Annotated in this window: 22 protein-coding genes, 1 other RNA gene and 1 pseudogene; 18 read left to right on the plus strand and 6 right to left on the minus strand. The window is 55.6% G+C overall.

What is annotated here, in order from left to right:
- Positions 1 to 153: 153 nt before the first annotated feature.
- The 7 genes from lon to ACR42C_RS05165 all read left to right on the plus strand — a co-directional run bounded on the left by lon (position 154) and on the right by ACR42C_RS05165 (position 6,818).
- Positions 154 to 2,508 (plus strand): endopeptidase La, encoded by a 2,355-nt coding sequence (lon, locus tag ACR42C_RS05135; protein WP_061099040.1) that lies wholly within the window; start codon positions 154 to 156, stop codon positions 2,506 to 2,508.
- A gap of 210 nt (positions 2,509 to 2,718) precedes the next feature.
- Positions 2,719 to 2,991, plus strand: a complete 273-nt coding sequence (gene hupB, locus ACR42C_RS05140) for a nucleoid-associated protein HU-beta (RefSeq protein ID WP_002444653.1) — start codon at positions 2,719 to 2,721, stop codon at positions 2,989 to 2,991.
- 212 nt (positions 2,992 to 3,203) lie between these two features.
- Positions 3,204 to 5,075 (plus strand): peptidylprolyl isomerase, encoded by a 1,872-nt coding sequence (ppiD, locus tag ACR42C_RS05145; protein WP_479984846.1) that lies wholly within the window; start codon positions 3,204 to 3,206, stop codon positions 5,073 to 5,075.
- 148 nt (positions 5,076 to 5,223) lie between these two features.
- The gene (locus ACR42C_RS05150) at positions 5,224 to 5,604 is read left to right on the plus strand and encodes a helix-hairpin-helix domain-containing protein (RefSeq protein ID WP_163330427.1); all 381 of its coding nucleotides are present in this window, start codon (positions 5,224 to 5,226) and stop codon (positions 5,602 to 5,604) included.
- A gap of 97 nt (positions 5,605 to 5,701) precedes the next feature.
- Positions 5,702 to 6,100: a YbgC/FadM family acyl-CoA thioesterase gene (locus tag ACR42C_RS05155; RefSeq protein ID WP_025756175.1), complete on the plus strand. Its 399-nt coding sequence runs from the start codon at positions 5,702 to 5,704 to the stop codon at positions 6,098 to 6,100.
- Between the two features lie 48 nt (positions 6,101 to 6,148).
- Positions 6,149 to 6,502: a type II toxin-antitoxin system RelE/ParE family toxin gene (locus ACR42C_RS05160; RefSeq protein WP_233003137.1), complete on the plus strand. Its 354-nt coding sequence runs from the start codon at positions 6,149 to 6,151 to the stop codon at positions 6,500 to 6,502.
- Positions 6,489 to 6,818, plus strand: coding sequence for an addiction module antidote protein (locus ACR42C_RS05165; protein WP_233003138.1), 330 nt, complete (start codon positions 6,489 to 6,491; stop codon positions 6,816 to 6,818). Before ACR42C_RS05160 ends, ACR42C_RS05165 begins: the two co-directional genes overlap by 14 nt.
- 2 nt (positions 6,819 to 6,820) lie before the next feature.
- On the opposite strand, the gene queC is transcribed toward ACR42C_RS05165, so the two are convergent.
- Together queC and ACR42C_RS05175 are read right to left on the minus strand one after the other, a co-directional pair.
- Positions 6,821 to 7,516, minus strand: a complete 696-nt coding sequence (gene queC / locus ACR42C_RS05170) for a 7-cyano-7-deazaguanine synthase QueC (protein ID WP_023332238.1) — start codon at positions 7,514 to 7,516, stop codon at positions 6,821 to 6,823.
- 66 nt (positions 7,517 to 7,582) lie between these two features.
- Entirely contained in the window at positions 7,583 to 9,283 is a 1,701-nt protein-coding gene (locus ACR42C_RS05175; RefSeq protein ID WP_163330429.1) for an SgrR family transcriptional regulator, read from the minus strand.
- 101 nt (positions 9,284 to 9,384) lie between these two features.
- On the opposite strand from ACR42C_RS05175, the gene cof reads away from it, so the two are divergent.
- On the plus strand, positions 9,385 to 10,203 hold the full coding sequence (gene cof / locus ACR42C_RS05180; protein WP_163330430.1) for an HMP-PP phosphatase: 819 nt from the start codon (positions 9,385 to 9,387) through the stop codon (positions 10,201 to 10,203).
- A gap of 41 nt (positions 10,204 to 10,244) precedes the next feature.
- On the opposite strand, the gene ACR42C_RS05185 is transcribed toward cof, so the two are convergent.
- Positions 10,245 to 11,291: a PLP-dependent cysteine synthase family protein gene (locus ACR42C_RS05185; RefSeq protein ID WP_166710273.1), complete on the minus strand. Its 1,047-nt coding sequence runs from the start codon at positions 11,289 to 11,291 to the stop codon at positions 10,245 to 10,247.
- A 115-nt stretch (positions 11,292 to 11,406) separates the two neighbouring features.
- On the opposite strand from ACR42C_RS05185, the gene ACR42C_RS05190 reads away from it, so the two are divergent.
- The 5 genes from ACR42C_RS05190 to amtB all read left to right on the plus strand — a co-directional run bounded on the left by ACR42C_RS05190 (position 11,407) and on the right by amtB (position 17,323).
- Positions 11,407 to 11,865 carry an Lrp/AsnC family transcriptional regulator gene (locus ACR42C_RS05190; RefSeq protein ID WP_008503307.1) on the plus strand — a complete coding sequence of 153 codons (459 nt, stop codon included), beginning with the start codon at positions 11,407 to 11,409 and terminating at the stop codon, positions 11,863 to 11,865.
- Between the two features lie 30 nt (positions 11,866 to 11,895).
- Entirely contained in the window at positions 11,896 to 13,668 is a 1,773-nt protein-coding gene (locus ACR42C_RS05195) for a SmdA family multidrug ABC transporter permease/ATP-binding protein (RefSeq protein ID WP_479984847.1), read from the plus strand.
- Complete coding sequence (locus ACR42C_RS05200; RefSeq protein WP_316380341.1) at positions 13,661 to 15,442, plus strand: SmdB family multidrug efflux ABC transporter permease/ATP-binding protein; 1,782 nt, start codon at positions 13,661 to 13,663, stop codon at positions 15,440 to 15,442. The genes ACR42C_RS05195 and ACR42C_RS05200 overlap by 8 nt, the downstream gene beginning before the upstream one ends.
- Positions 15,443 to 15,662: 220 nt before the next feature.
- Positions 15,663 to 16,001, plus strand: coding sequence for a P-II family nitrogen regulator (gene glnK / locus ACR42C_RS05205; protein ID WP_008503304.1), 339 nt, complete (start codon positions 15,663 to 15,665; stop codon positions 15,999 to 16,001).
- A 35-nt stretch (positions 16,002 to 16,036) separates the two neighbouring features.
- On the plus strand, positions 16,037 to 17,323 hold the full coding sequence (gene amtB / locus ACR42C_RS05210) for an ammonium transporter AmtB (RefSeq protein WP_014882787.1): 1,287 nt from the start codon (positions 16,037 to 16,039) through the stop codon (positions 17,321 to 17,323).
- Positions 17,324 to 17,419: 96 nt separating this feature from the next.
- Here the strand turns inward: amtB and tesB are convergent, their stop codons facing one another.
- The gene (tesB, locus tag ACR42C_RS05215) at positions 17,420 to 18,280 is read right to left on the minus strand and encodes an acyl-CoA thioesterase II (protein ID WP_116341587.1); all 861 of its coding nucleotides are present in this window, start codon (positions 18,278 to 18,280) and stop codon (positions 17,420 to 17,422) included.
- 203 nt (positions 18,281 to 18,483) lie between these two features.
- Between tesB and ACR42C_RS05220 the strand changes: the two genes are divergently transcribed.
- Positions 18,484 to 19,011, plus strand: a complete 528-nt coding sequence (locus ACR42C_RS05220) for a YbaY family lipoprotein (RefSeq protein WP_479984848.1) — start codon at positions 18,484 to 18,486, stop codon at positions 19,009 to 19,011.
- 33 nt (positions 19,012 to 19,044) lie between these two features.
- Here ACR42C_RS05220 and ACR42C_RS05225 read toward each other — a convergent pair.
- Positions 19,045 to 19,441 (minus strand): annotated as a pseudogene (locus ACR42C_RS05225) (MGMT family protein).
- A gap of 84 nt (positions 19,442 to 19,525) precedes the next feature.
- Here ACR42C_RS05225 and ffs point away from each other — a divergent pair.
- The 3 genes from ffs (at position 19,526) to ACR42C_RS05240 (ending at position 20,346) form a co-directional block, all read left to right on the plus strand.
- Positions 19,526 to 19,622: signal recognition particle sRNA small type (gene ffs / locus ACR42C_RS05230), an RNA gene on the plus strand.
- A 260-nt stretch (positions 19,623 to 19,882) separates the two neighbouring features.
- Positions 19,883 to 20,134, plus strand: coding sequence for a hypothetical protein (locus tag ACR42C_RS05235; protein WP_006176926.1), 252 nt, complete (start codon positions 19,883 to 19,885; stop codon positions 20,132 to 20,134).
- A complete protein-coding gene (locus ACR42C_RS05240; protein ID WP_023310588.1) occupies positions 20,131 to 20,346 on the plus strand; it encodes a hypothetical protein in 216 nt (71 codons plus the stop codon). Before ACR42C_RS05235 ends, ACR42C_RS05240 begins: the two co-directional genes overlap by 4 nt.
- 81 nt (positions 20,347 to 20,427) lie before the next feature.
- Here the strand turns inward: ACR42C_RS05240 and yczR are convergent, their stop codons facing one another.
- Positions 20,428 to 21,849, minus strand: a complete 1,422-nt coding sequence (gene yczR / locus ACR42C_RS05245) for a MocR-like transcription factor YczR (protein ID WP_479984849.1) — start codon at positions 21,847 to 21,849, stop codon at positions 20,428 to 20,430.
- Between the two features lie 87 nt (positions 21,850 to 21,936).
- On the opposite strand from yczR, the gene yczE reads away from it, so the two are divergent.
- Complete coding sequence (gene yczE / locus ACR42C_RS05250) at positions 21,937 to 22,548, plus strand: membrane protein YczE (protein WP_166710280.1); 612 nt, start codon at positions 21,937 to 21,939, stop codon at positions 22,546 to 22,548.
- Positions 22,549 to 22,594: the final 46 nt, after the last annotated feature.

Here is a 22,594-nt window from a genome sequence, read left to right on the forward strand (position 1 = left end):
AAGGGGGGATTTTATCTCCCCTTTACTTTTTCCGTGTTCATAGCGTTGAATGTGTGGGAAACATCCCCATATACTGGATACATGTTAATGGTTATGTGAAGCACTGTGACATGACCAGCTTACCTGGCGGACACTAAACTAAGAGAGAGCTCTATGAATCCTGAGCGTTCTGAACGCATTGAAATCCCCGTATTGCCGTTGCGCGATGTGGTGGTTTATCCGCACATGGTCATACCCTTATTTGTAGGGCGGGAAAAATCTATCCGTTGCCTCGAAGCCGCTATGGATCATGATAAAAAAATCATGCTGGTGGCGCAGAAAGAAGCATCAACGGATGAGCCGGGTGTAAACGATCTTTTCACCGTCGGGACCGTGGCCTCTATTTTGCAGATGCTGAAGCTGCCTGACGGCACCGTGAAGGTGCTGGTGGAAGGGCTGCAGCGTGCGCGTATTACCACCCTGTCTGACAATGGCGAACACTTCTCTGCTAAGGCAGAGTACCTTGATTCGCCTCAGCTTGATGAACGCGAGCAGGAAGTGCTCGTGCGCACCGCAATCAGCCAGTTTGAAGGCTATATCAAGCTGAATAAGAAAATTCCACCAGAAGTGCTGACGTCGCTGAACAGCATCGACGATCCTGCGCGTCTGGCGGATACCATCGCTGCGCACATGCCGCTGAAGCTGGCTGACAAACAGTCCGTGCTGGAAATGTCCGACGTTAACGAACGTCTGGAATACCTGATGGCGATGATGGAGTCTGAAATCGATCTGCTGCAGGTTGAGAAGCGCATTCGTAACCGCGTGAAAAAGCAGATGGAGAAGTCTCAGCGTGAGTACTATCTGAATGAGCAAATGAAGGCGATTCAGAAAGAGCTGGGCGAGATGGACGACGCGCCGGATGAAAACGAAGCGCTGAAGCGTAAGATCGACGCGGCGAAGATGCCGAAAGAGGCGAAAGAGAAAGCCGAAGCAGAACTGCAGAAGCTGAAAATGATGTCTCCAATGTCGGCTGAAGCGACCGTCGTGCGTGGCTACATCGAGTGGATGGTTCAGGTGCCGTGGAATGCCCGCAGCAAGGTCAAAAAAGACCTGCGTCAGGCTCAGGAGATCCTGGATACCGACCACTACGGCCTGGAACGCGTCAAAGACCGCATTCTTGAGTACCTTGCGGTACAAAGCCGTGTAAACAAAATCAAAGGTCCAATTCTGTGCCTGGTAGGACCGCCAGGGGTGGGTAAAACCTCTCTGGGTCAGTCCATTGCCAAAGCGACCGGACGTAAATATATCCGTATGGCGCTGGGCGGCGTGCGCGATGAAGCGGAAATCCGCGGTCACCGCCGTACCTACATCGGTTCTATGCCGGGTAAACTGATCCAGAAGATGGCGAAAGTGGGCGTTAAAAACCCGCTGTTCCTGCTCGATGAGATCGACAAGATGTCTTCGGACATGCGTGGCGATCCGGCGTCTGCACTGCTGGAAGTACTTGATCCAGAACAGAACGTGGCGTTCAGCGATCATTATCTGGAAGTGGACTACGACCTGAGCGATGTGATGTTCGTGGCGACCTCCAACTCCATGAACATTCCGGCCCCGCTGCTGGACCGTATGGAAGTGATCCGTCTCTCCGGTTATACCGAAGATGAGAAGCTGAATATTGCTAAACAGCACCTGCTGCCGAAACAGATTGAGCGTAACGCGCTGAAAGCCAACGAGCTGACCGTCGAGGACAGCGCGATTATCGGCATCATTCGCTACTACACCCGTGAAGCGGGCGTGCGTAGTCTTGAGCGTGAAATCTCTAAACTGTGTCGTAAAGCGGTGAAACAGCTGCTGCTGGATAAGAGCCTGAAGCACATTGTGATTAACGGCGACAATCTGCATGCCTACCTGGGCGTTCAGCGCTTCGACTACGGTCGCGCGGACAACGAAAACCGCGTTGGTCAGGTCACCGGTCTGGCATGGACGGAAGTGGGCGGCGATCTGCTGACCATCGAAACCGCCTGTGTGCCGGGCAAAGGCAAGCTGACCTACACTGGCTCGCTGGGTGAAGTGATGCAGGAATCCATTCAGGCGGCGCTGACCGTGGTGCGTGCGCGTGCGGAGAAACTGGGTATCAATCCGGATTTCTACGAAAAACGCGACATCCATGTGCACGTTCCGGAAGGGGCGACGCCGAAAGATGGCCCAAGCGCGGGTATTGCCATGTGTACGGCGCTGGTCTCCTGTCTGACAGGGAACCCGGTACGTGCCGATGTGGCAATGACCGGTGAAATCACCCTGCGTGGTCAGGTCCTGCCAATCGGTGGGTTAAAAGAAAAACTGCTGGCGGCACACCGCGGTGGGATCAAAACCGTATTGATTCCTTACGAGAATAAACGCGATCTGGAAGAGATTCCGGACAACGTGATTGCCGATCTGCAGATCCATCCTGTTAAGCGAATTGAGGAAGTTCTTACTCTCGCATTGCAGAATGAACCGTCCGGAATGCAGGTTGTAACCGCAAAATAGTGACCTCGCGCAAAGAGCGTCAATAAAAACAAGGCTGGTAAGTCATTTCGCACTTGCCAGCCTTTTTTTGTATAGCTAATTTAGATTGCTGATTAGGTCAGCCATCAACAACGGGTGTTGTAAGGTCATGGCAGGCCTGATATAACTGCTGCGCGGTCGCGTTGTGAAGGACTCAGGCGCGATATAAATTATAAAGAGAGGAAGAGAACAGTGAATAAATCTCAACTGATTGACAAAATTGCTGCTGGTGCTGATATTTCTAAAGCTGCAGCTGGACGTGCGTTAGATGCATTAATTGCTTCTGTTACTGAATCTCTGCAGGCTGGGGACGACGTTGCACTGGTAGGCTTCGGTACTTTTGCTGTTAAAGAGCGTGCTGCCCGTACTGGCCGCAACCCTCAGACCGGTAAAGAGATCACCATTGCTGCTGCTAAAGTGCCGGGTTTCCGTGCAGGTAAAGCGCTGAAAGACGCAGTAAACTGATTGCTTTCCCGTTTCAGGGAAGCCGGATAGTACAAGGGCGCATCGTTTGATGTGCCTTTTTTGTTTGTCCAGACCTGATTTGTGCGAGTTTATGCGAGTTGTGGGCTGACAATCGCCCCGTTTTCTTGTCACAATACGCCTTTACGCGCGACGGGCAGGATTTTCCGTCAGCGTCAGGTAACCAGTCACCTACAGCGGAGTGTTGTTACACCATGATGGACAGCTTACGCACGGCTGCTAACAGTCTCGTGCTCAAGATTATTTTCGGTATCATTATCGTGTCGTTCATATTGACCGGCGTGAGCAGTTACCTTATTGGCGGTGGCGCGAACTATGCCGCAAAAGTGAATGGCCAGGAAATCAGCCGTGGTCAGTTCGAGAATGCTTTTGCCGGTGAACGTAACCGTATGCAGCAACAGCTGGGCGACCAATTCTCTGAACTGGCGGCGAATGAAGGGTACATGAAAACCCTGCGCCAACAGACGCTGAACCGTCTTATCGACGAAGCGCTGCTGGATCAGTATGCCAAAAAGCTGGGCCTTGGCATCAGCGACGAGCAGGTGAAAAAAGCGATCTTCGCCACTCAGGCATTCCAGTCTAACGGTAAATTCGACAACGCGCGGTACAACAGCATCGTCAACCAGATGGGCATGACGGCGGATCAGTACGCGCAGGCGCTGCGTAACCAGCTGACCACTCAGCAGCTTATCAATGCCGTTGTGGGCACCGATTTTATGCTCAAAGGTGAAACGGAAGAATTGGCTGCGCTGGTAGCACAGCAGCGCGTTGTCCGTGAAGCGACCATTGATGTGAACGCCCTGGCGGCGAAACAGCAGGTGAGCGACGCAGAGGTTAACGCCTGGTACGAGCAGAATAAGAACGCCTTTGTTTCTCCGGAGCAGTTCCGCGTCAGCTACATCAAACTGGATGCAGCTGCGCTGCAGGAAAGCGCGTCTGACGCGGAGATCCAGTCTTACTACGATCAGCATCAGGATCAGTTCACTCAGCCGCAGCGTAACCGCTACAGCGTGATTCAGACCAAAACTGAAGCAGATGCTAAGGCGGTACTGGATGAACTGAACAAAGGCGCTGATTTCGCCACCATCGCGAAATCGAAATCCACCGATATCATCTCTGCGAAAAACGGCGGTGATATGGGCTGGCTGGAAGACGCAACCACGCCGGACGAACTGAAAAATGCCGGCCTGAAAGAGAAAGGCCAGCTGTCTGGTGTGATTAAATCATCCGTTGGTTTCCTGGTCGTGCGCCTGGACGACATCATCGCGGCGAAAACCAAGCCGCTGGCTGAGGTTCGTGATGATATCGCTGCGAAAGTGAAACAGGAAAAAGCCCTGGATGCCTACTACGCGCTGCAGCAGAAAGTGAGCGATGCTGCCAGCAACGACAACGAATCTCTGGCAGGTGCAGAGCAGGCAGCGGGTGTGAAGGCGGTTGAGACGGGCTGGTTTGGTCGCGACAACCTGCCGGAAGAGCTGAACTTCAAGCCGGTTTCTGATGCCATCTTTAACGGTGGTCTGGTGGGCGAGAACGGTACGCCGGGCAGCAACTCTGACATCATTACCGTCGACGGCGATCGTGCGTTTGTTCTGCGCGTCAGCGAGCACAAGCCAGAAGCGGTCAAACCGCTGGCGGAAGTGAAGGATCAGGTCGTCGCTCAGGTTAAGCACAACAAAGCGGAACAGCAGGCGAAACTGGATGCTGAGAAGATTCTGTCTGACCTGAAAGCGGGTAAACAGGACGCGCTGAAAGCGGCTGGCCTGAGCTTCGGTGAGGCGAAAACGCTGAGCCGTTCCGGTCAGGACCCAATCAGCCAGGCTGCGTTTGGCCTGACACTGCCGTCAAAAGACAAGCCAAGCTTCGGCACCACCACCGATATGCAGGGTAACGTTGTTCTGTTGGCGCTGGACGAAGTGAAAGCCGGCACCCTGCCAGAAGCGCAGAAGAAGGCGATGGTTCAGGGCATTACTCAAAACAATGCTCAGATTGCTTTCGAAGCCATGATGAGCAACCTGCGTAAAGAAGCCAAAATTAAGCTGGGCGATGTCATGACTCAGCAGCAATAATTACGTGTCTGCTCGCAGATTTTCGTAACGCTCTGCAAAAACTAAAGGCCGCTTTCGCGGCCTTTTCCATTTCTGCAATCTGCTGTTTGTGCCTGTTTTCTCCGGGAGCTATCGTTGCGTGGCTGTCAACAAACAAGGAGATAACAGCATGAAATGTGGAATCAAAGCACTGTTAATTACGCTGGCTATTGCCACCACCGGGATGAGCGCGGGCGCGCTGGCGGCGACGCCCGCCGCCAAACCACAGACCACGCAGAGCAAATCTGATGCGGCCGCGCCGGTGCAGGGGCAAACCAAAGCGGCTGACGCCGTTAAAAATACGGATGATGACGGTACGCGGGTCAGCATTAACTCGGCCTCGGCAGAGGATCTTGCCCGCGCAATGAACGGTGTCGGCCTGAAAAAAGCGCAGGCCATCGTCAGCTACCGCGAAGAGTATGGCCCTTTCAAAACGGTCGATGATCTCAAGCAGGTCCCGGGCATGGGCAGCGCGCTGGTTGAGCGCAACCTCTCACACCTGACACTGTAATAACGCAATTTCTTGCACTGCGGCAAAAGTTTGCCAGGATAAAGAGGTCATACCAGTTATGACCTCTGATCCTATATCAACGTAAGGCTATTGCGCTATGCAGACAAAAATCAAAGTACGCGGTTTCCATCTTGATGTTTACCAGCACGTTAACAACGCCCGCTATCTCGAATTTCTTGAAGAAGCGCGCTGGGACGGACTAGAGAACAGCGAAAGCTTTCAGTGGCTGACCGCGCACAACATCGCTTTCGTGGTCGTCAATATCAACATCAACTACCGCCGCCCGGCCGTGCTGGGCGATGTGCTCACCGTGACCAGCCAGGTACAACAGCTAAACGGCAAGAGCGGCGTGTTAAGCCAGGTGGTGACGCTCGATCCAGAAGGGCAGGTAGTGGCTGATGCGCTGATTACCTTTGTCTGTATCGATCTGAAAACTCAGAAAGCGCTGCCGTTGGAAGGGGAGCTGCGGGAAAAGCTGGAGCTGATGATCGCTTAGAAAATTTGTCTTTTATAAAAGACAAAAGGATTTTTCAGGGATAGAATAATGGACAGGGACTACGTTGTTGAACGTTACCGGACCCGTGACGGGAAAGTGCCGTTTGAGGAGTGGGTAGCCAAAATGAACCGAAAGGATCCTGATATAGTTTTCCGGATCCTTATGCGGATTAACCGCGCGATAAAACGTAATTTTGGTGATTACAGGTATCTCAGGGAAGGTGTTTGGGAGATGCGAGTCGACAGTGGCCCCGGCTACAGGATCTATTTTGCAGTAGAGAATCGGCAGGTTTTATTGTTACTGATCGGTGGTAACAAAAAGAGCCAAAAAGCGGATATCAAACTGGCAATAGATTACTGGAAAGATCACCAGACAAAAGGACATTTCAATGAGCGCCGCTGAACGAAAATATTCGAGTTCCGTTAGCCACCATGATGCTGTTGTAAAAATGCTGCGAGAAAATCCTTCCTACGCTCAGCGTTATCTGCAAACAGCCCTGGAAGAGATCTATGAAGACCAGGGCATCCCTGCCTATCTCATTGCACTCCGTCAGGTCATCGAAGCCCGTGGCGGCATAGGTGAAATCTCTGCCAAAGCCGGTCTTTCCCGCCAGCAGCTATATCGAACCTTATCAGACAACGGCAACCCAACGCTGACTACGCTAATGAAGGTTACCCGTGCTGCCGGGGTAAAACTGTTCGACAGCACGGTGAGGTAGCCTTATTTAAGCCCGGTTTTTTGCTTCATTGCCGCCATTACGCCGACTTTATCAGCCAGGTAGTGGTTCAGTCCGTTAGCGCGCAGATTACAGGCGGCGCACTGGCCGCAACCGTCGCCTTTGATACCGTTATAGCAGGTGAGGGTTTCGCTGCGAACTAAATCCAGCTTGCCCCAGTAGTCGGCCAGCGCCCAGGTTTCGGCTTTATCCAGCCACATGAGCGGGGTTTCAAAGCGCGTCTCTTTTGCCATCCCCAGATTGACGGCGTGGTTGAGCGCTTTTACAAACTCATCACGGCAGTCCGGATATCCTGAGAAGTCGGTCTCGCATACGCCCGTAATTACCGCTTCGGCTTTTACCTGATAGGCATAAATTGCCGTCAGGGTCAGGAACAGAATATTACGGCCCGGCACGAAGGTGTTCGGAATGCCGCTGGCATCGGGTTCGTAGTCCGGGACGGGAATACTGTCCCGGGTGAGGCTGCTGACTGCCAGTTCATTTAACAGCGTAACGTCCAGCACCTTGTGCGCGCGTGCCCCCAGTTTCAGGGCAAGTTCACGGGCAACGTCGATTTCAGCGCGGTGACGCTGGCCATAATCGAAAGTCACACAGTGAACTTCATCATACTGATGAAGGGCCTGAACCAGGCAGGTTGTAGAGTCTTGTCCTCCGCTGAACACGACGACGGCACGTTTCATAAATCATCTCGACTGTTACGGTAAAAACGTTATGTTACCGTCTGGCTACGGCGGCGACCAGCTTCTTCACGATTTGGGGGCGGGTAGCCAGGCTTCGGTAAAATCAAACCAGCCGCGGGTGTTGAGGCGTATGCCGTTGACCCCTGGCGGGGCGCTGATTTGATATTGATAGTTAAAAAGCGGCGTCAGCACCGCATTCTCCATCAGGCGGTTGAAAATGGCTTGCAGACCGGCGTGTCGGTCCCGAGCTTCGGCCTGCGACTGCACCGCATCCAGCGTGGCTTGCAAATGAGCGTAGGCCGGTGCGCTTAACACGTGCGGCCACAGTGCATCGCAGCGCAGCCATTGCTCAAGCGTATACGCTGGCGCTTCGCCAATCAGCCTGTCCCCCATCATGATATCTGCATCGGCAAGCTGCTGGCATCCGTCCCACGTCTTGGCGTCGTGGAAGACGACGGTCAGTTCACAACCCTGTCGCGCCAGGTACGTTTTTAACTGGCTGGCCATGGTGTGAAGCTCAACGGGAAGATGGTAAACCAGCGTCAGCGACTCGGGCAGGGCAACGTCCGTTAAATCAGGCCATTCGGGAATTGTCCAGCCGGGAAGCAGTTCCTGAGTGGGCGTAATGAGCCCTTCATTGAGCGGAAGCGTGTGCAGAAGCCTGGAGAGATGGATGATATTGATAAGCCGCTTTGCCTGGAGCTCACTCAGACGCGCGCTCTGTTTCAGCGTGAGGTAACAGAAGCCCAGACTGGTACTGCTGCTGACCAGCCTCAGGGTTTCCAGCTCATCGGCCTCGCCAATCGCAATTTGCACCGGGTGACGACAGCTGGTACCCAGCCTGTAATCAAACAGCTGGGGAGTGATCCAGTATTCGATGGCTTTAAGCAGCGGATGGCTCAGGTGGTACTGCTCATGGCTTTCCAGACGAACCAGGTCGGGCTCAAAGGCGGCCAGCCGGAAGGGACCGCAGCCAACCGCAGGATGGTCGGGATGCGCCAGACGACTGCAGTAGGTTGCCAGCCTGTGCGCCAGCCAATAGTCCGGTTGATGCAGCACAAACGTCAGACACTGTGGATGCGTTGTTTCGATACGTAAGACGCTCCGAAACAGGGTGCGCAGGGCGGGAAGCGTCAACAGCGCGGTCAGGCTTCGCTGGAGTTGCGCCGTTTCTATTTTATCGCCGTTATGCCAGTGCAGCGTGGAGCGAATATAGAAATGCCAGCGCAGCCCGTCAGCAGAGACCTCCCAGTGATGCGCCAGATCGCCCGTAGGTTCACTGCTGTTGCCGTTAAAACGCGTCAAACCTGAAAATACCTGTCCCGCCAGATGCTGCTCCGCCCGGCCAGGCAAGAAGCCCGGCTGAAGCGGCTCCAGCGAGCGATAGTAGGGGATGCGCAGCGTCGGCGTGTCGTTTTGCCATTGCCCGCCTAAAAACGGATGCAGCAATGATCTCAGCGCGTCCGGCGCAAGCTGCGCCAGCTCCAAAGCGTTATGCTGCTGCCCGCTCTTCAGTGCCTCTTCCATCATCGCATTGCGCAGTGACTCCGGGCTGGCATGGAACGTCAGCTCACCGCGCTTGCCGCGACCAGACCGCGCGCGCCAGCTGAGCCAGCCCGCCTCCTGAGCCTGGCGCAGCAGGGTGCGGACATGCCTCTCGCTACAAAAACAGCGGCTGGCAAGCTCGCTTACGGTTACGAGCTGCGGAGCGCCGGCGGAAGGTTGCCACAGGCGTTGATACTGGTTAAGGCGGTTAAGCTGGCGCATAAGAAACCCGGAACAATAATTTTCATCTATTCACTATTACTTCCGTATATCTCACACGATACTGATGCACAAGTTAATCGCATCACATTTCAGGAGTAAACATGGCCCGGCTCGCTGCATTTGATATGGACGGTACGTTGTTAATGCCGAATCACCGTCTGGGGGAGAAAACGCTGAGTACCCTCAAGCGCCTGCGCGAGCGTGATGTCACCCTGACGTTTGCTACGGGTCGCCACGTACTGGAGATGCGTCATTTGCTGGGCGCGTTTTCCCTGGATGCGTTTTTAATCACCGGCAACGGGACGCGCATTCACACCGTTGAAGGGGAGGTGCTGCACCGCCAGGATCTCAACCCGGAAGTGGCGGACATCGTGCTGCACAGTACCTGGGACACGCGGGCCAGTATCCACGTCTTTAACGATCAAGGCTGGTTTACCGGAAGCGAAATCCCCGAATTATTGCACGCGCATGTTTATAGCGGCTTCAAATACCAGCTTATCGATCTGCGTCGGATCCCCGCCCACGCGGTGACCAAGATCTGCTTCTGTGGCGATCACGACGATCTTTGTCGCTTACGGATTCAACTGAATGAGGCGCTGGGCGACCGGGCGCACCTGACCTTCTCGGCGGTAGATTGTCTGGAAGTGCTGCCGGTGGGCTGTAACAAAGGTTCCGCCCTGGCGGTACTGAGCGACCACCTGGGCTTAACGCTGCAGGATTGTATGGCGTTTGGCGACGCCATGAATGACCGCGAAATGCTGGGCAGCGTGGGGCGCGGTTTGATTATGGGGAACGCGATGCCGCAGCTGATCGCAGAGCTTCCTCATCTGCCGGTTATCGGACACTGCGGTAACGAAGCGGTGTCCCATTTTTTGACGCATTGGCTGGACAACAATAACCTCCCATATTCCCCCGAATAGTGAGACCCTTCCAGCAAGCCAGACTTCGGTCTGGCTTTTTTTTATTTCAGCAGCTGCGCAATCTGCGCTTTCCACGGGGTGATGTCGCCGATGTTGGCCTGTACCCACTCCGCATTGTAGTAGGTTTCAAGATAGCGCTCTCCGCTGTCGCAAAGCAGCGTGACGATGGAGCCGGTACGGCCTTCCTCGCGCATGCGTGCCGCAAGCTGCAGTGCGCCCCACATGTTGGTGCCCGTTGATGCACCAACCTTGCGGCCGAGCTGCGTCTCCAGCCAGTGCGCGGTGGCGATGCTGGCAGCGTCCGGCACGCGAAGCATTTCGTCCACCACATCCGGGATGAACGACGGTTCCACGCGCGGGCGCCCAATCCCTTCAATTTTACTGCCCACCGGGCTGCGCAGGCCGGCATCGCGGCTTTGCCAGTAGTCGAGGAAGACGGAGTTCTGCGGGTCAACCACCATCAGTTGGGTATCGTAGCCCTGACAGCGGATGTAACGTCCGATAGTCGCTGACGTGCCGCCGGTACCGGCGCTCATCACAATGTACGATGGAACCGGATGCGGCTCGTGGGTCATCTGGCGGAAAATACTGTCGGCAATGTTGTTATTGCCGCGCCAGTCGGTTGCGCGCTCGGCGAAGGTGAACTGGTCCATATAGTGGCCGTTTAGCTCGCGGGCCAGCATTTCAGAGGCGGCGTAGATTTCGCAGGCGCTTTCCACAAAGTGGCAGCGTCCGCCGTAAAATTCGATCTGCTCGATTTTACGTTTTGCGGTGCAGGAGGGCATCACGGCGATAAACGGCAGGCCCAGCAGGCGGGCAAAATAGGCTTCGGACACCGCCGTTGAACCAGATGAGGATTCAATGATGGTGGTGCCTTCTTTAATCCAGCCGTTACATAAACCGTATAAAAACAGGGAGCGCGCCAGGCGATGCTTCAGGCTACCGGTAGGATGGGTACTTTCATCCTTCAGGTAGAGCTGAATACCGTCAAATCCCGGCAGGGAAAGGCGAATCAGGTGCGTATCCGCCGAGCGCTGATAATCGGCATTGATTTCACTGATGGCATGTTTAACCCAGGTGCTATTCATCGTAGTTATCCGTTTGTCATTTTGTGCCCAGCATAGCGAAAAGCACAGAAAAAATTGTTGCTATCTGGCCTTTAAAATAGAATGAAGGGAGAAAAATTTTCTCTGTGAGGTGGGTATGCTAGATAAAATTGACCGCAAGCTCCTTTCATTGCTGCAAAGTGACTGTACCCTCTCTTTGCAGGCGCTGGCAGATGCCGTTAATCTGACCACCACACCGTGCTGGAAGCGCCTAAAAAAGCTGGAAGATGACGGTATTCTGCTGGGCCGCGTCGCGTTACTCGATCCCGAAAAACTGGGGCTTGGGCTGACGGCATTTGTGCTGATAAAAACTCAACACCACAGCAGCGAGTGGTATTGCCGCTTCGTCACTCAGGTGTCTGAGATGCCCGAGGTGCTCGGCTTCTGGCGTATGGCCGGCGAGTACGATTACCTGATGCGCGTCCAGGTGGCTGACATGAAGCGCTATGATGACTTCTACAAGCGGCTGGTGAACAGCGTCCCGGGCTTGTCGGACGTCACCTCAAGCTTCGCCATGGAACAGATAAAGTACACCACAGCATTACCCATTGAATAACTTCGTAAAATACCTTCAGGAACAAACCGCGTGCGATTATTTGCCCAATTAAGCTGGTACTTTCGTCGGGAGTGGCAACGCTACCTCGGTGCAGTCGCCCTGCTTATTATCATTGCCATTTTGCAGCTGATCCCGCCGAAGGTGGTGGGCTACGTCGTGGATGGCGTCACTGAACAGCATTACACCACCGCACGGGTGTTGATGTGGGTCGGCACGCTGGTGCTGACGGCGGTCATTGTTTATCTCCTGCGCTACGTCTGGCGCGTGCTGCTGTTTGGTGCGTCCTATCAGCTGGCCGTTGAGCTGCGCGAAGATTTTTACCGCCAGCTGAGCCGACAGCATCCTGAGTTTTATCTCCGCCACCGCACCGGGGATCTTATCGCTCGCGCGACTAACGACGTCGATCGCGTGGTTTTTGCCGCCGGGGAAGGGGTGTTGACGCTGGTGGACTCGCTGGTGATGGGCTGCGCGGTGCTGATCGTCATGTCCACGCAGATCAGCTGGCAGTTGACCCTGCTTGCCCTGCTGCCGATGCCGCTGATGGCGCTGGCGATCAATCGCTACGGCGAACAGCTGCACGAGCGCTTCAAGCTGGCGCAGGCGGCGTTTTCATCTCTGAACGATCGCACCCAGGAGAGCATGACCAGCATCCGCATGATCAAAGCGTTTGGCCTGGAAGACCGACAGTCCGCGCTGTTTGCCGCCGATGCGGCAGACACGGGGGCGAAAAACATGCGCGTAGCTCGCATTGACGCCCGGTTTGACCCGACGATTTATATCGCAATCGGCATGGCAAACCTGCTTGCCATTGGCGGCGGGAGCTGGATGGTGGTGCAGGGCACGCTGACCCTGGGGCAATTAACCAGCTTTGCGATGTATCTGGGGCTAATGATCTGGCCGATGCTGGCGCTGGCCTGGATGTTTAACATTGTTGAGCGCGGCAGCGCCGCCTACAGCCGCATTCGCGCCATGCTGGCCGAAGCCCCGGTGGTCAATGACGGCAGCGAAGCGGTGCCGGAAGGGCGCGGTGTCATGAACGTCGACGTTCGTAAATTTGTCTATCCGCAAACGGAACATCCGGTGCTGGAGAACGTTAGCTTTACGCTGCAGCCGGGCCAGATGCTGGGCATCTGCGGCCCAACGGGGTCCGGTAAAAGTACCGTTCTCTCTCTGCTGCAGCGCCACTTTGACGTCACCGAGGGCGATATTCGTTTCCATGATATCTCCCTGACGAACCTGCTGCTGGACGAGTGGCGCGGTCGCCTGGCGGTCGTCAGCCAGACGCCGTTTTTATTTTCGGACACCGTGGCGAATAACATTGCTCTTGGTCATCCGTTGGCGACGCAGGAAGAGATCGAACACGTGGCGCGCTTAGCCAGCGTACATGACGATATTTTGCGCCTGCCGCAGGGCTATGAAACGGAAGTCGGGGAACGTGGCGTCATGCTCTCCGGCGGGCAGAAACAGCGGATCTCGATTGCCCGCGCGCTGCTGCTGAATGCTGAAATCTTGATCCTGGACGATGCGCTTTCCGCCGTGGACGGCCGTACCGAGCATCAGATTCTGCATAACCTGCGCCAGTGGGGCGACGGCCGCACGGTGATTATCTGCGCCCACCGTTTGTCAGCGCTCACTGAGGCCAGCGAAATTCTGGTCTTACAGCACGGGCACATTGCCCAGCGTGGGCAGCATGAAGCCCTTGTCGAACAGCCGGGCTGGTATCGCGATATGTATCGCTATCAACAGCTTGAGGCGGCGCTGGACGATGCGCCGGAACAGGATGAGGAGGCCGCCAATGCGTAAGCTCGGAACGATGTGGCCGACGCTCAAACGTCTGCTGGCTTACGGCTCGCCGTGGCGTAAACCGCTCTCCGTGGCCGTGCTTTTACTCTGGATTGCGGCGATTGCTGAGGTGAGCGGCCCGCTGCTCATCAGCTATTTTATCGACAACATGGTCGCCAAAAGCTATCTCCCGCTGGGTCTGGTAGCGGGCTTAGGCGTGGCCTACGTTGGCCTGCAGCTGGCGGCGGCAGGGCTGCACTATGCTCAGTCGCTGCTGTTCAACCGTGCCGCCGTGGGCGTCGTTCAGCAGCTGCGCACGGATGTGATGGACGCGGCGCTGCGCCAGCCGCTCAGTGAGTTTGATATCCAGCCGGTCGGGCAGGTGATTTCGCGCGTGACCAACGATACCGAGGTGATCCGCGATCTGTACGTCACCGTGGTCGCGACGGTGTTACGCAGCGCGGCGCTGATTGGCGCGATGCTGGTGGCGATGTTCAGCCTCGACTGGCGCATGGCGCTGGTGGCGATTACCATCTTCCCGGCGGTGCTGATCGTGATGGTGATCTACCAGCGATACAGCACGCCGATTGTGCGCCGGGTTCGCGCCTATCTGGCCGACATCAACGATGGTTTCAACGAAGTGATTAACGGCATGAGCGTCATCCAGCAGTTCCGCCAGCAGGCCCGCTTTGGCGAGAGGATGGGGGAAGCCAGCCGTTCGCACTACATGGCGCGTATGCAGACGCTGCGCCTGGACGGTTTCCTGCTCCGTCCGCTGCTCAGCCTTTTCTCTGCGCTGGTGCTTTGCGGGCTGCTGATGCTCTTTGGGCTGAGCTCAAGCGGTACGATCGAAGTCGGCGTGCTGTACGCCTTTATTAGCTATCTCGGACGTCTTAACGAGCCGCTGATCGAGCTCACTACCCAGCAATCGATGCTGCAGCAGGCGGTCGTCGCCGGTGAGCGCGTGTTTGAGCTGATGGACAGACCGCGCCAGGCCTACGGCAATGATGAGCGACCTCTGCAAAGCGGGGATATTGCCTTTGATAACGTCTCGTTTGCCTATCGCGAAGACCGGCTGGTGTTGCAGGACATTACGTTGGATGTTCCGTCGCGCGGTTTTGTTGCGCTGGTAGGTCATACGGGCAGCGGCAAGAGCACGCTTGCCAGCCTGTTGATGGGCTACTACCCGGTCATGCAAGGCGAAATTCGCCTCGACGGACGCCCGCTCGCGTCTCTCAGCCACAACGTGTTGCGTAAAGGCGTCGCGATGGTGCAGCAGGATCCGGTCGTTCTGGCCGATACCTTCTACGCTAACGTGACCCTGGGGCGGGACTATACCCAGGAGCAGGTCTGGGACGTGCTGGAAAAAGTGCAGCTGGCAGAACTGGCGCGTGGGTTTAGCGATGGGATCAATACGAAGCTGGGCGAGCAGGGGAACAACCTCTCCGTGGGGCAAAAGCAGCTTCTCGCGCTGGCGCGGGTGCTGATCGAAACCCCGCAGGTGCTGATTCTGGATGAAGCGACGGCCAGCATTGACTCCGGCACTGAGCAGGCCATCCAGCAGGCGCTGGCCGCCGTGCGCGATCATACGACTCTGGTGGTGATTGCCCACCGCCTTTCCACCATTGTCGATGCCGATACCATTCTGGTGCTGCACCGGGGACAAGCCGTGGAACGCGGCACGCACCGTGAACTGCTGGAAGCTAAAGGACGCTACTGGCAGATGTACCAGCTTCAGCTTGCGGGCGAAGAGCTGGCCGCCAGCGTGCGTGAGGAAGAGTCGCTCAGCGCCTGATGCACCAAAACAAAGCAACGCGCTAACAGTCATTCCTGTTGGTGCAATACTGAAACGCACCGTGCACCGACATGGTGCGTTTTTTTTCGCCGGTTCGTTAATGAAGACGGCGTAACGCTCGTCGCACCGCTTTTCCCCCTCGTTTTCATTTCTGGCACACCCCTTGCAATACCTTCTGCGTGAGCTGCGGCCATTACCGAATTCTGACTGGAGGGGATCTATGAAGCTGGTTACGGTGGTAATCAAACCATTCAAACTCGAAGACGTGCGTGAAGCGTTGTCTTCAATGGGTATTCAGGGACTGACTGTCACCGAAGTGAAAGGCTTTGGTCGTCAGAAGGGTCATGCCGAGCTTTACCGCGGGGCGGAATACAGCGTTAACTTTCTGCCAAAAGTAAAAATTGATGTCGCGATTGCTGACGATCAGCTTGATGAAGTGATTGATGTGATTAGCAAAGCGGCCTACACCGGCAAAATTGGCGACGGCAAAATTTTCGTTGCCGAACTGCAGCGCGTCATTCGCATTCGTACCGGCGAATCTGACGAAGCGGCACTGTAAATAACGCCTGGCACACAGTGATAGGGATCGAGAAAATGAAGATAGCAACACTTAAAACGGGTCTGGGTTCGCTGGCACTGCTGCCGGGCCTGGCGCTGGCTGCCCCTGCCGTGGCTGACAAGGCCGATAACGCCTTTATGATGATCAGCACCGCGCTGGTACTGTTCATGTCTATCCCGGGCATTGCGCTGTTCTACGGCGGCCTGATCCGCGGCAAAAACGTTCTCTCCATGCTGACGCAGGTTGCCGTGACGTTCGCGCTGGTCTGCGTGCTGTGGGTGGTTTACGGCTACTCGCTGGCCTTCGGCACCGGCAACGCCTTCTTTGGTAACTTCGACTGGGTGATGCTGAAAAATATTGAGTTGACCGCGCTGATGGGCAGTTTCTATCAGTATATTCACGTTGCGTTCCAGGGCTCGTTCGCCTGCATTACCGTCGGGCTGATCGTTGGCGCGCTGGCGGAGCGCATTCGTTTCTCTGCCGTCCTGATCTTTGTGGTGGTCTGGCTGACCCTCTCCTATGTGCCGATTGCGCACATGGTCTGGGGCGGTGGTCTGCTGGCAACGCACGGCGCGCTGGACTTCGCGGGCGGTACCGTTGTTCACATCAACGCCGCGGTAGCGGGTCTGGTGGGGGCGTACCTGATTGGCAAACGCGTGGGCTTCGGTAAAGAGGCGTTCAAACCGCACAATCTGCCGATGGTGTTTACCGGTACGGCTATCCTTTACTTTGGTTGGTTTGGCTTCAACGCCGGTTCCGCCAGTGCAGCAAACGAAATCGCCGCGCTGGCCTTCGTGAACACCGTTGTGGCCACGGCGGGTGCGATTCTCTCCTGGGTATTCGGCGAGTGGGCGGTACGCGGTAAACCTTCCCTGCTGGGTGCCTGTTCAGGTGCGATTGCCGGTCTGGTTGGTATCACCCCTGCGTGTGGTTATGTCGGCGTAGGCGGTGCGCTGCTGGTGGGTCTGGTCGCGGGCCTTGCGGGTCTGTGGGGCGTCACCGCACTGAAACGTGTGCTGCGCGTTGACGACCCATGCGATGTGTTTGGCGTGCACGGCGTGTGCGGCATCGTCGGCTGTATCATGACCGGTATCTTTGCCGCGAAATCGCTCGGTGGCGTGGGCTACGCTGAAGGCGTGACGATGGTTCATCAGGTGCTGGTGCAGCTGGAAAGTATTGCTATCACCGTGGTGTGGTCTGCCGTTGTCGCTTTCATCGGCTATAAGCTGGCGGATATGACGGTTGGTCTGCGCGTACCAGAAGAGCAGGAGCGCGAAGGTCTGGACGTCAACAGCCACGGCGAGAATGCGTATAACGCCTGATAAACAGAAAAACGGTAACCTTTGGTTACCGTTTTTAGTGTGTATTCCCTCTCCCTGTGGGAGAGGGGCAGGGTGAGGGCATCAGGCCGCACAACATCAACCGCGATTACGCATTACCCCTTCCTGCACCGTAGAAGCGACCAGCACGCCGTCCTGAGTATAAAACTCTCCACGCACAAACCCGCGAGCGCTCGACGCTGAGGTACTCTCCACGCTGTAAAGCAGCCACTCGTTCATATTGAACGGACGATGGAACCACATGGAGTGATCGATGGTCGCGACCTGCATCCCTTTTTCAAGGAAGCCAACGCCGTGCGGCTGTAGTGCAACCGGCAGGAAGTTGAAGTCTGACGCGTAGCCCAGCAGATACTGATGCACGCGGAAATCTTCCGGCACGGTACCGTTGGCGCGGATCCAGACCTGGCGTTTCGGCTCGGCGGTATGGCCTTTCATTGGGTTATGGAACTCAACCGGGCGGATCTCCAGCGGCTTATCGCAGAGAAACTTCTCTTTGACCTGCGGCGGAAGCAGATGCGCCAGCGCGCGGGCGATATCGGTCTCTGACTTAAGTTCGTCAGGCGACGGTGCTGGCGGCATCACTTTCTGATGCTCATACCCCGGCTCCGGTGCCTGGAAAGAGGCGGTCATATAAAAGATCGGCTTACCGTTCTGAACAGCCGCCACGCGGCGAGCGCTGAAGCTGTTGCCGTCTCGCAGAACTTCAACGTCATACACGATCGGTTTAGCACTGTCGCCAGGGCGTAAGAAATAGCTGTGGAATGAGTGCACCAGACGGTCTGCAGGGACAGTCTCCTTTGCAGCGTACAATGCTTGTCCGACGACTTGCCCGCCGAACACCTGACGTAAGCCCAGGTCTTCGCTCTGTCCGCGAAAGAGTCCTTCCTCAATTTTTTCCAGATTCAGTAATGTCAGCAGATTGTTCAGTGCCTGACTCATAGTTGTCCTCAGTAAACGCCGCAGCGAAAGATAGGCAGAGTATAACGCAGAAATGAAAGTGGTCCGATGGGTAGAATAATCTGAATGTCGGTACGTTTTTAGGCATTAATCGGTGATCTGTGCCACACTTAAAAACGTTATGTGATTGAAACGACATCGGATGGGATCGATCCCGCTGGTGCATTGATGATAAGGAGACTTCAATGAAACTCGTGCCCATGCTAAGTGGTGTAGCTATTGCGGTGGCGTTGTCCGCCTGTGCCGGTAAGAGCGCCAAGGTGCCGGTGCCAGCTGCAGATCCGAACGGGATTAATACCCTTTCACAGCAATCCATTCAGCAGCCTAACGTTTCCGGTACAATCAGGATTAAACAGAGAGTCGCGCTGCCGCCGGATGCGGTATTAACGGTAACGCTGTCTGATGCTTCCCTGGCCGACGCACCGTCGAAAGTTCTGGCCCAGCGTGCGGTCCGTACTGAAGGTAAGCAGGCTCCGTTTAGCTTCGTGTTGCCGTATAACCCGTCAGACGTGCAGCCGAATGCCCGTATCCTGCTGAGCGCAGCGGTAACCATCAACGGCAAGCTTGTCTTTATCACCGATACGGTTCAGGAAGCGATTAATCACGGTGGAACCAAAATTGACCTGAATCTGGTACCGGTGCAGCAAACCGAAGTTCCGGTTGCTCCACAGACCAATCAGCCGTCCCTGCCAACCCCACCGACTCAGATGTAATTGTTGCTATTACCCTCTCCTTCGGGGGAGGGATTAATACACCCAACGGTACTTCTGTAGATCAATCTGTCCTGCTCCTGATACCTGCACACCCTCTGAAAGTAATGCCTGACGCTGACGCTGGAGATCCGGCCCGGTTAACGAGATGGCGCCATGACGGTTCACCACCCTGTGCCAGGGCAGCGTACTCCCTTCCGGCAGCCGCTTCAGAACGCCTCCAACCTGTCGCGCCGCGCGGGGAGAACCGGCCAGCCGTGCGACATCACCGTAAGTGGTGACGTAGCCTTCCGGAATCGAGGCCACGATTTGCCATACGCGCTGTGGAAAGGAGTCGTGTTCGTCCATACCTTCACCTGTGGGGTTGTCTGGACCGTCATGGTAAACGAAGATCGTCGTGTTTGCTGCGTCTGTTTGCGCAAGAAACCAGCATCCGGTTTGTGGTCGCTTGCAATTGAGGCTTTGCGCAGGGATAATGCGCCAGCGCGTTGGTTATCAACGCTCTCAATGGGGGCTCTGTTGGTTCTCCCGCAACGCTACTCTGTTCACCAGGTCAGGTCCGGAAGGAAGCAGCCAGGGCAGACGACGTGGGTGCCGGGATGTAGCTGGCAGGGCCCCCACCCATTTGTGGCCTCATCCGATCTTTCCTGTTTCCGTCTCTTTTTAGCCTTTATTCCACAAAAATATAATGCCTATACCATGTAATATATATTTCATCGCTTTGAAATATTATTGTCATAAACCTGTAATAATAGACTGGCATTTTATAATTGGACGTCTATTTTTCGTCAAAACTCAAAAAAATATAGAACTGGATAACAGTGATAACTTCGTGTATTAAATAAAGTACTTATTCCGAAGGGAAGTGACAAACATGGCTACTGCAGTTTTAAATGTTAAAATTGACGAAGCGCTAAAAGAAAGACTCCGCCACTATGCGGAAGTAAATAACGAGAATTTAAGCGTGACCACAGAGAAACTGCTGCTGCTGGCGTTTGAAGCAGTAGAAGAGGCGGGAGTATCGGAAGAGGATATTGATAATCAGCATACGGAAGAAGAGAGTGTTTCTCCTTTTACTCCTAAAGAAATCAAGGCCCTACGTAAACTTCTGAAGAAGAGAAAATGAAACAACAACTGTCAACTGCCAGTGACTACAACGAGGCCTGCGATCTGTTGCGTTCAGGCTACGTGAAGCATGTACGTCTTGGCTGGAATGTTGGAAGCGATGAGTTCTTTCGTATTGCGTCTGACTGGTGTGATACCGGTGCAAAAATAAAGAAAGACGGTGATAACTTCGTTATTTCATTGAAAGGCTTCCCGATTCCTCCTCAACACTAAATCACTGACCAGTGAAAACTGCTGACTGCATATATTACAGTCAGCAGTTTTTATTTTATGATCCAGTTCAAAATTTGAATATTAAACCAGGCTGCGTTTGACTGCTGGCGTATTTGAATTTAGCGCGATCCATAATGGTTTAATCCGCAGTAACGCCGCTTCCAGCTCCGCTGGCTCCAGCGAAAAGGGCATACGTAAAAAGCGATCAAACGCCCCCGATAAGCCAAACCGCGTCCCGGTTCCCAGGTTAATCCCGATGATTTCTGCCCGTGCGGCAAGCTGTGTCCCCATCATGCCTGGAAGCTCAATCCAGTAAGAGAGCCCGCCTTCCGCCTCATGGAACTTCCACTCCGGGAAATGTTCTCGCAGCAGGTCACTGCAGCGATCGCGGCGTTCTGCCAGCATCTTGCGGCGAGCGGGAAGAAAACGTTCGCTGTTGTCGATAAGCCACAGCGTCGCCAGCTGCTCCAGCACCGGCGAGCCTAGATCCAGCGTATCGCGTGTCTGGGTAAGGGTGGCGATGGTGCGCGAGGAGGCGCGGATCCAGCCAAGACGCAGACCGCCCCAGAAGCTTTTTCCGGTAGAGCCTAACGTAATTACGTTGGCCTGCGGGTTAAACGATGCCAGCGGTGGTGGCGGAGGCGAATCAAACCAGAGATCGACCATCGTTTCATCGACGACCAGCGCCGTGCGGGTTTGGGCAGCAATATCGGCGATAGCCTGACGGGTGGCGATATCCATACATCGCCCGGTTGGGTTGTGAAAATCTGGCATCAGATAGGCCAGGCGTGGCGCCGTCTGGGCAAGCGTTGCGGCAAAGCCATCCGTATCCCAGCCGGTTTCCGGCAGCGACACCCCGACAGGCCGACACTGCGCCCCCTGAATGGCGGCAATCGCCAGCGGATAGGTGGGATGATCGACCACGACGCGGTCCCCCGGCCCGGTCATCATCCGCAGCACCAGCGCAAACCCGCTGACGGCACCGTTGACCACCATCACCTCGTCTGCGCGGGTAGGCAGACCCCGCGCGGTATAGCGTGCAGCAATCGCCTCACGCAGGGCAGGAAGCCCAAGCTGATCGTAGCCCGTCAGCGAGAGGTGCTGGGTAATGGCCGTGATCGCATGGGTGTAAGCCTGGTGGATCTCCGGCCCGGCATTGAGGGCGGCAGTGGAGAGATCCAGGGCGGCGCTCGCCGCTGAAAGGGTGGGAACGGCGCGCGCATCAGGGAGTATGACGCGCGACCCGCTGCCGTGGCGGCTTTCGAGGTATCCCTCCTCACGTAGGTGGGTGAGGGCGCTGCTGACGGTGGTTCTGCTCACGTCCAGCGCCGCGGCCAGTTCCCGTTCGCCCGGTAGCCGCGTATGCAGCGCCAGCCGGCCATCAAGGATTAACAGGCGCAGCGCGTCAGCCAGCTGGCGCCAGAGCGGCGTGCGGGATGAGGTTTGCTGCCAGTGCCCTAAAAGGCGCACCAAAGACTGGCTTCCGAAGCGGCGTGATGACATATGCAGTCCACTATTTAAAAACTGGACATTAATCTTAGTGCCATTTTGGGTCAGGATGAAAGTCGGGTTCACTGGAGAAGATAAAAAATGGTACGTCGTCTGCTACAACTTTATGTCGGTTTAGGGCTGTATGGGCTTTCAACCGCGATGTTTATTCGCGCCGATCTGGGGGTCGATCCGTGGGATGTGTTTCATCTTGGCGTGGGAATTCAGCTGGGTATGAGCATCGGGACGGTGATCATTTTGACCGGTGCTGCGGTGCTGCTGCTGTGGATCCCACTGCGTCAGATGCCCGGTCTTGGCACGATCAGTAACGTAATTTGTATTGGTCTGGCGGCGGACGCCAGCATGGCGCTGCTCCCCGAACTGAGTTCGTTACCCGTGCGCATCGCTTTCCTGGTGTCGGGCATCGTGATGAACGCGATTGCCACCAGCATGTACATCGGGGCCGGTTTTGGGCCTGGCCCGCGCGACGGCCTGATGACCGGCATTCATGCCCGGCTGGGGTGGTCCATTCGCAGCGTGCGTACCTCCATCGAAGTGTCCGTCCTGCTGATTGGGTGCGTGCTGGGGGGCTCGTTTGGGGTGGGGACCGTAGTGTACGCTCTGACCATTGGCCCGCTTATTCAGCTCTGCTTGCCCTGGTTCCGCCAGAAGCCGCGCGGTGAGAAAATACCGCAGCCGGAGCGGGTTGTTTGATTTGCGAAGCGCTCACATGCTTTAACGGCATTGCTGTGCCAGAATA

The organism is Enterobacter sp. MG-EB028, from assembly GCF_056673305.1.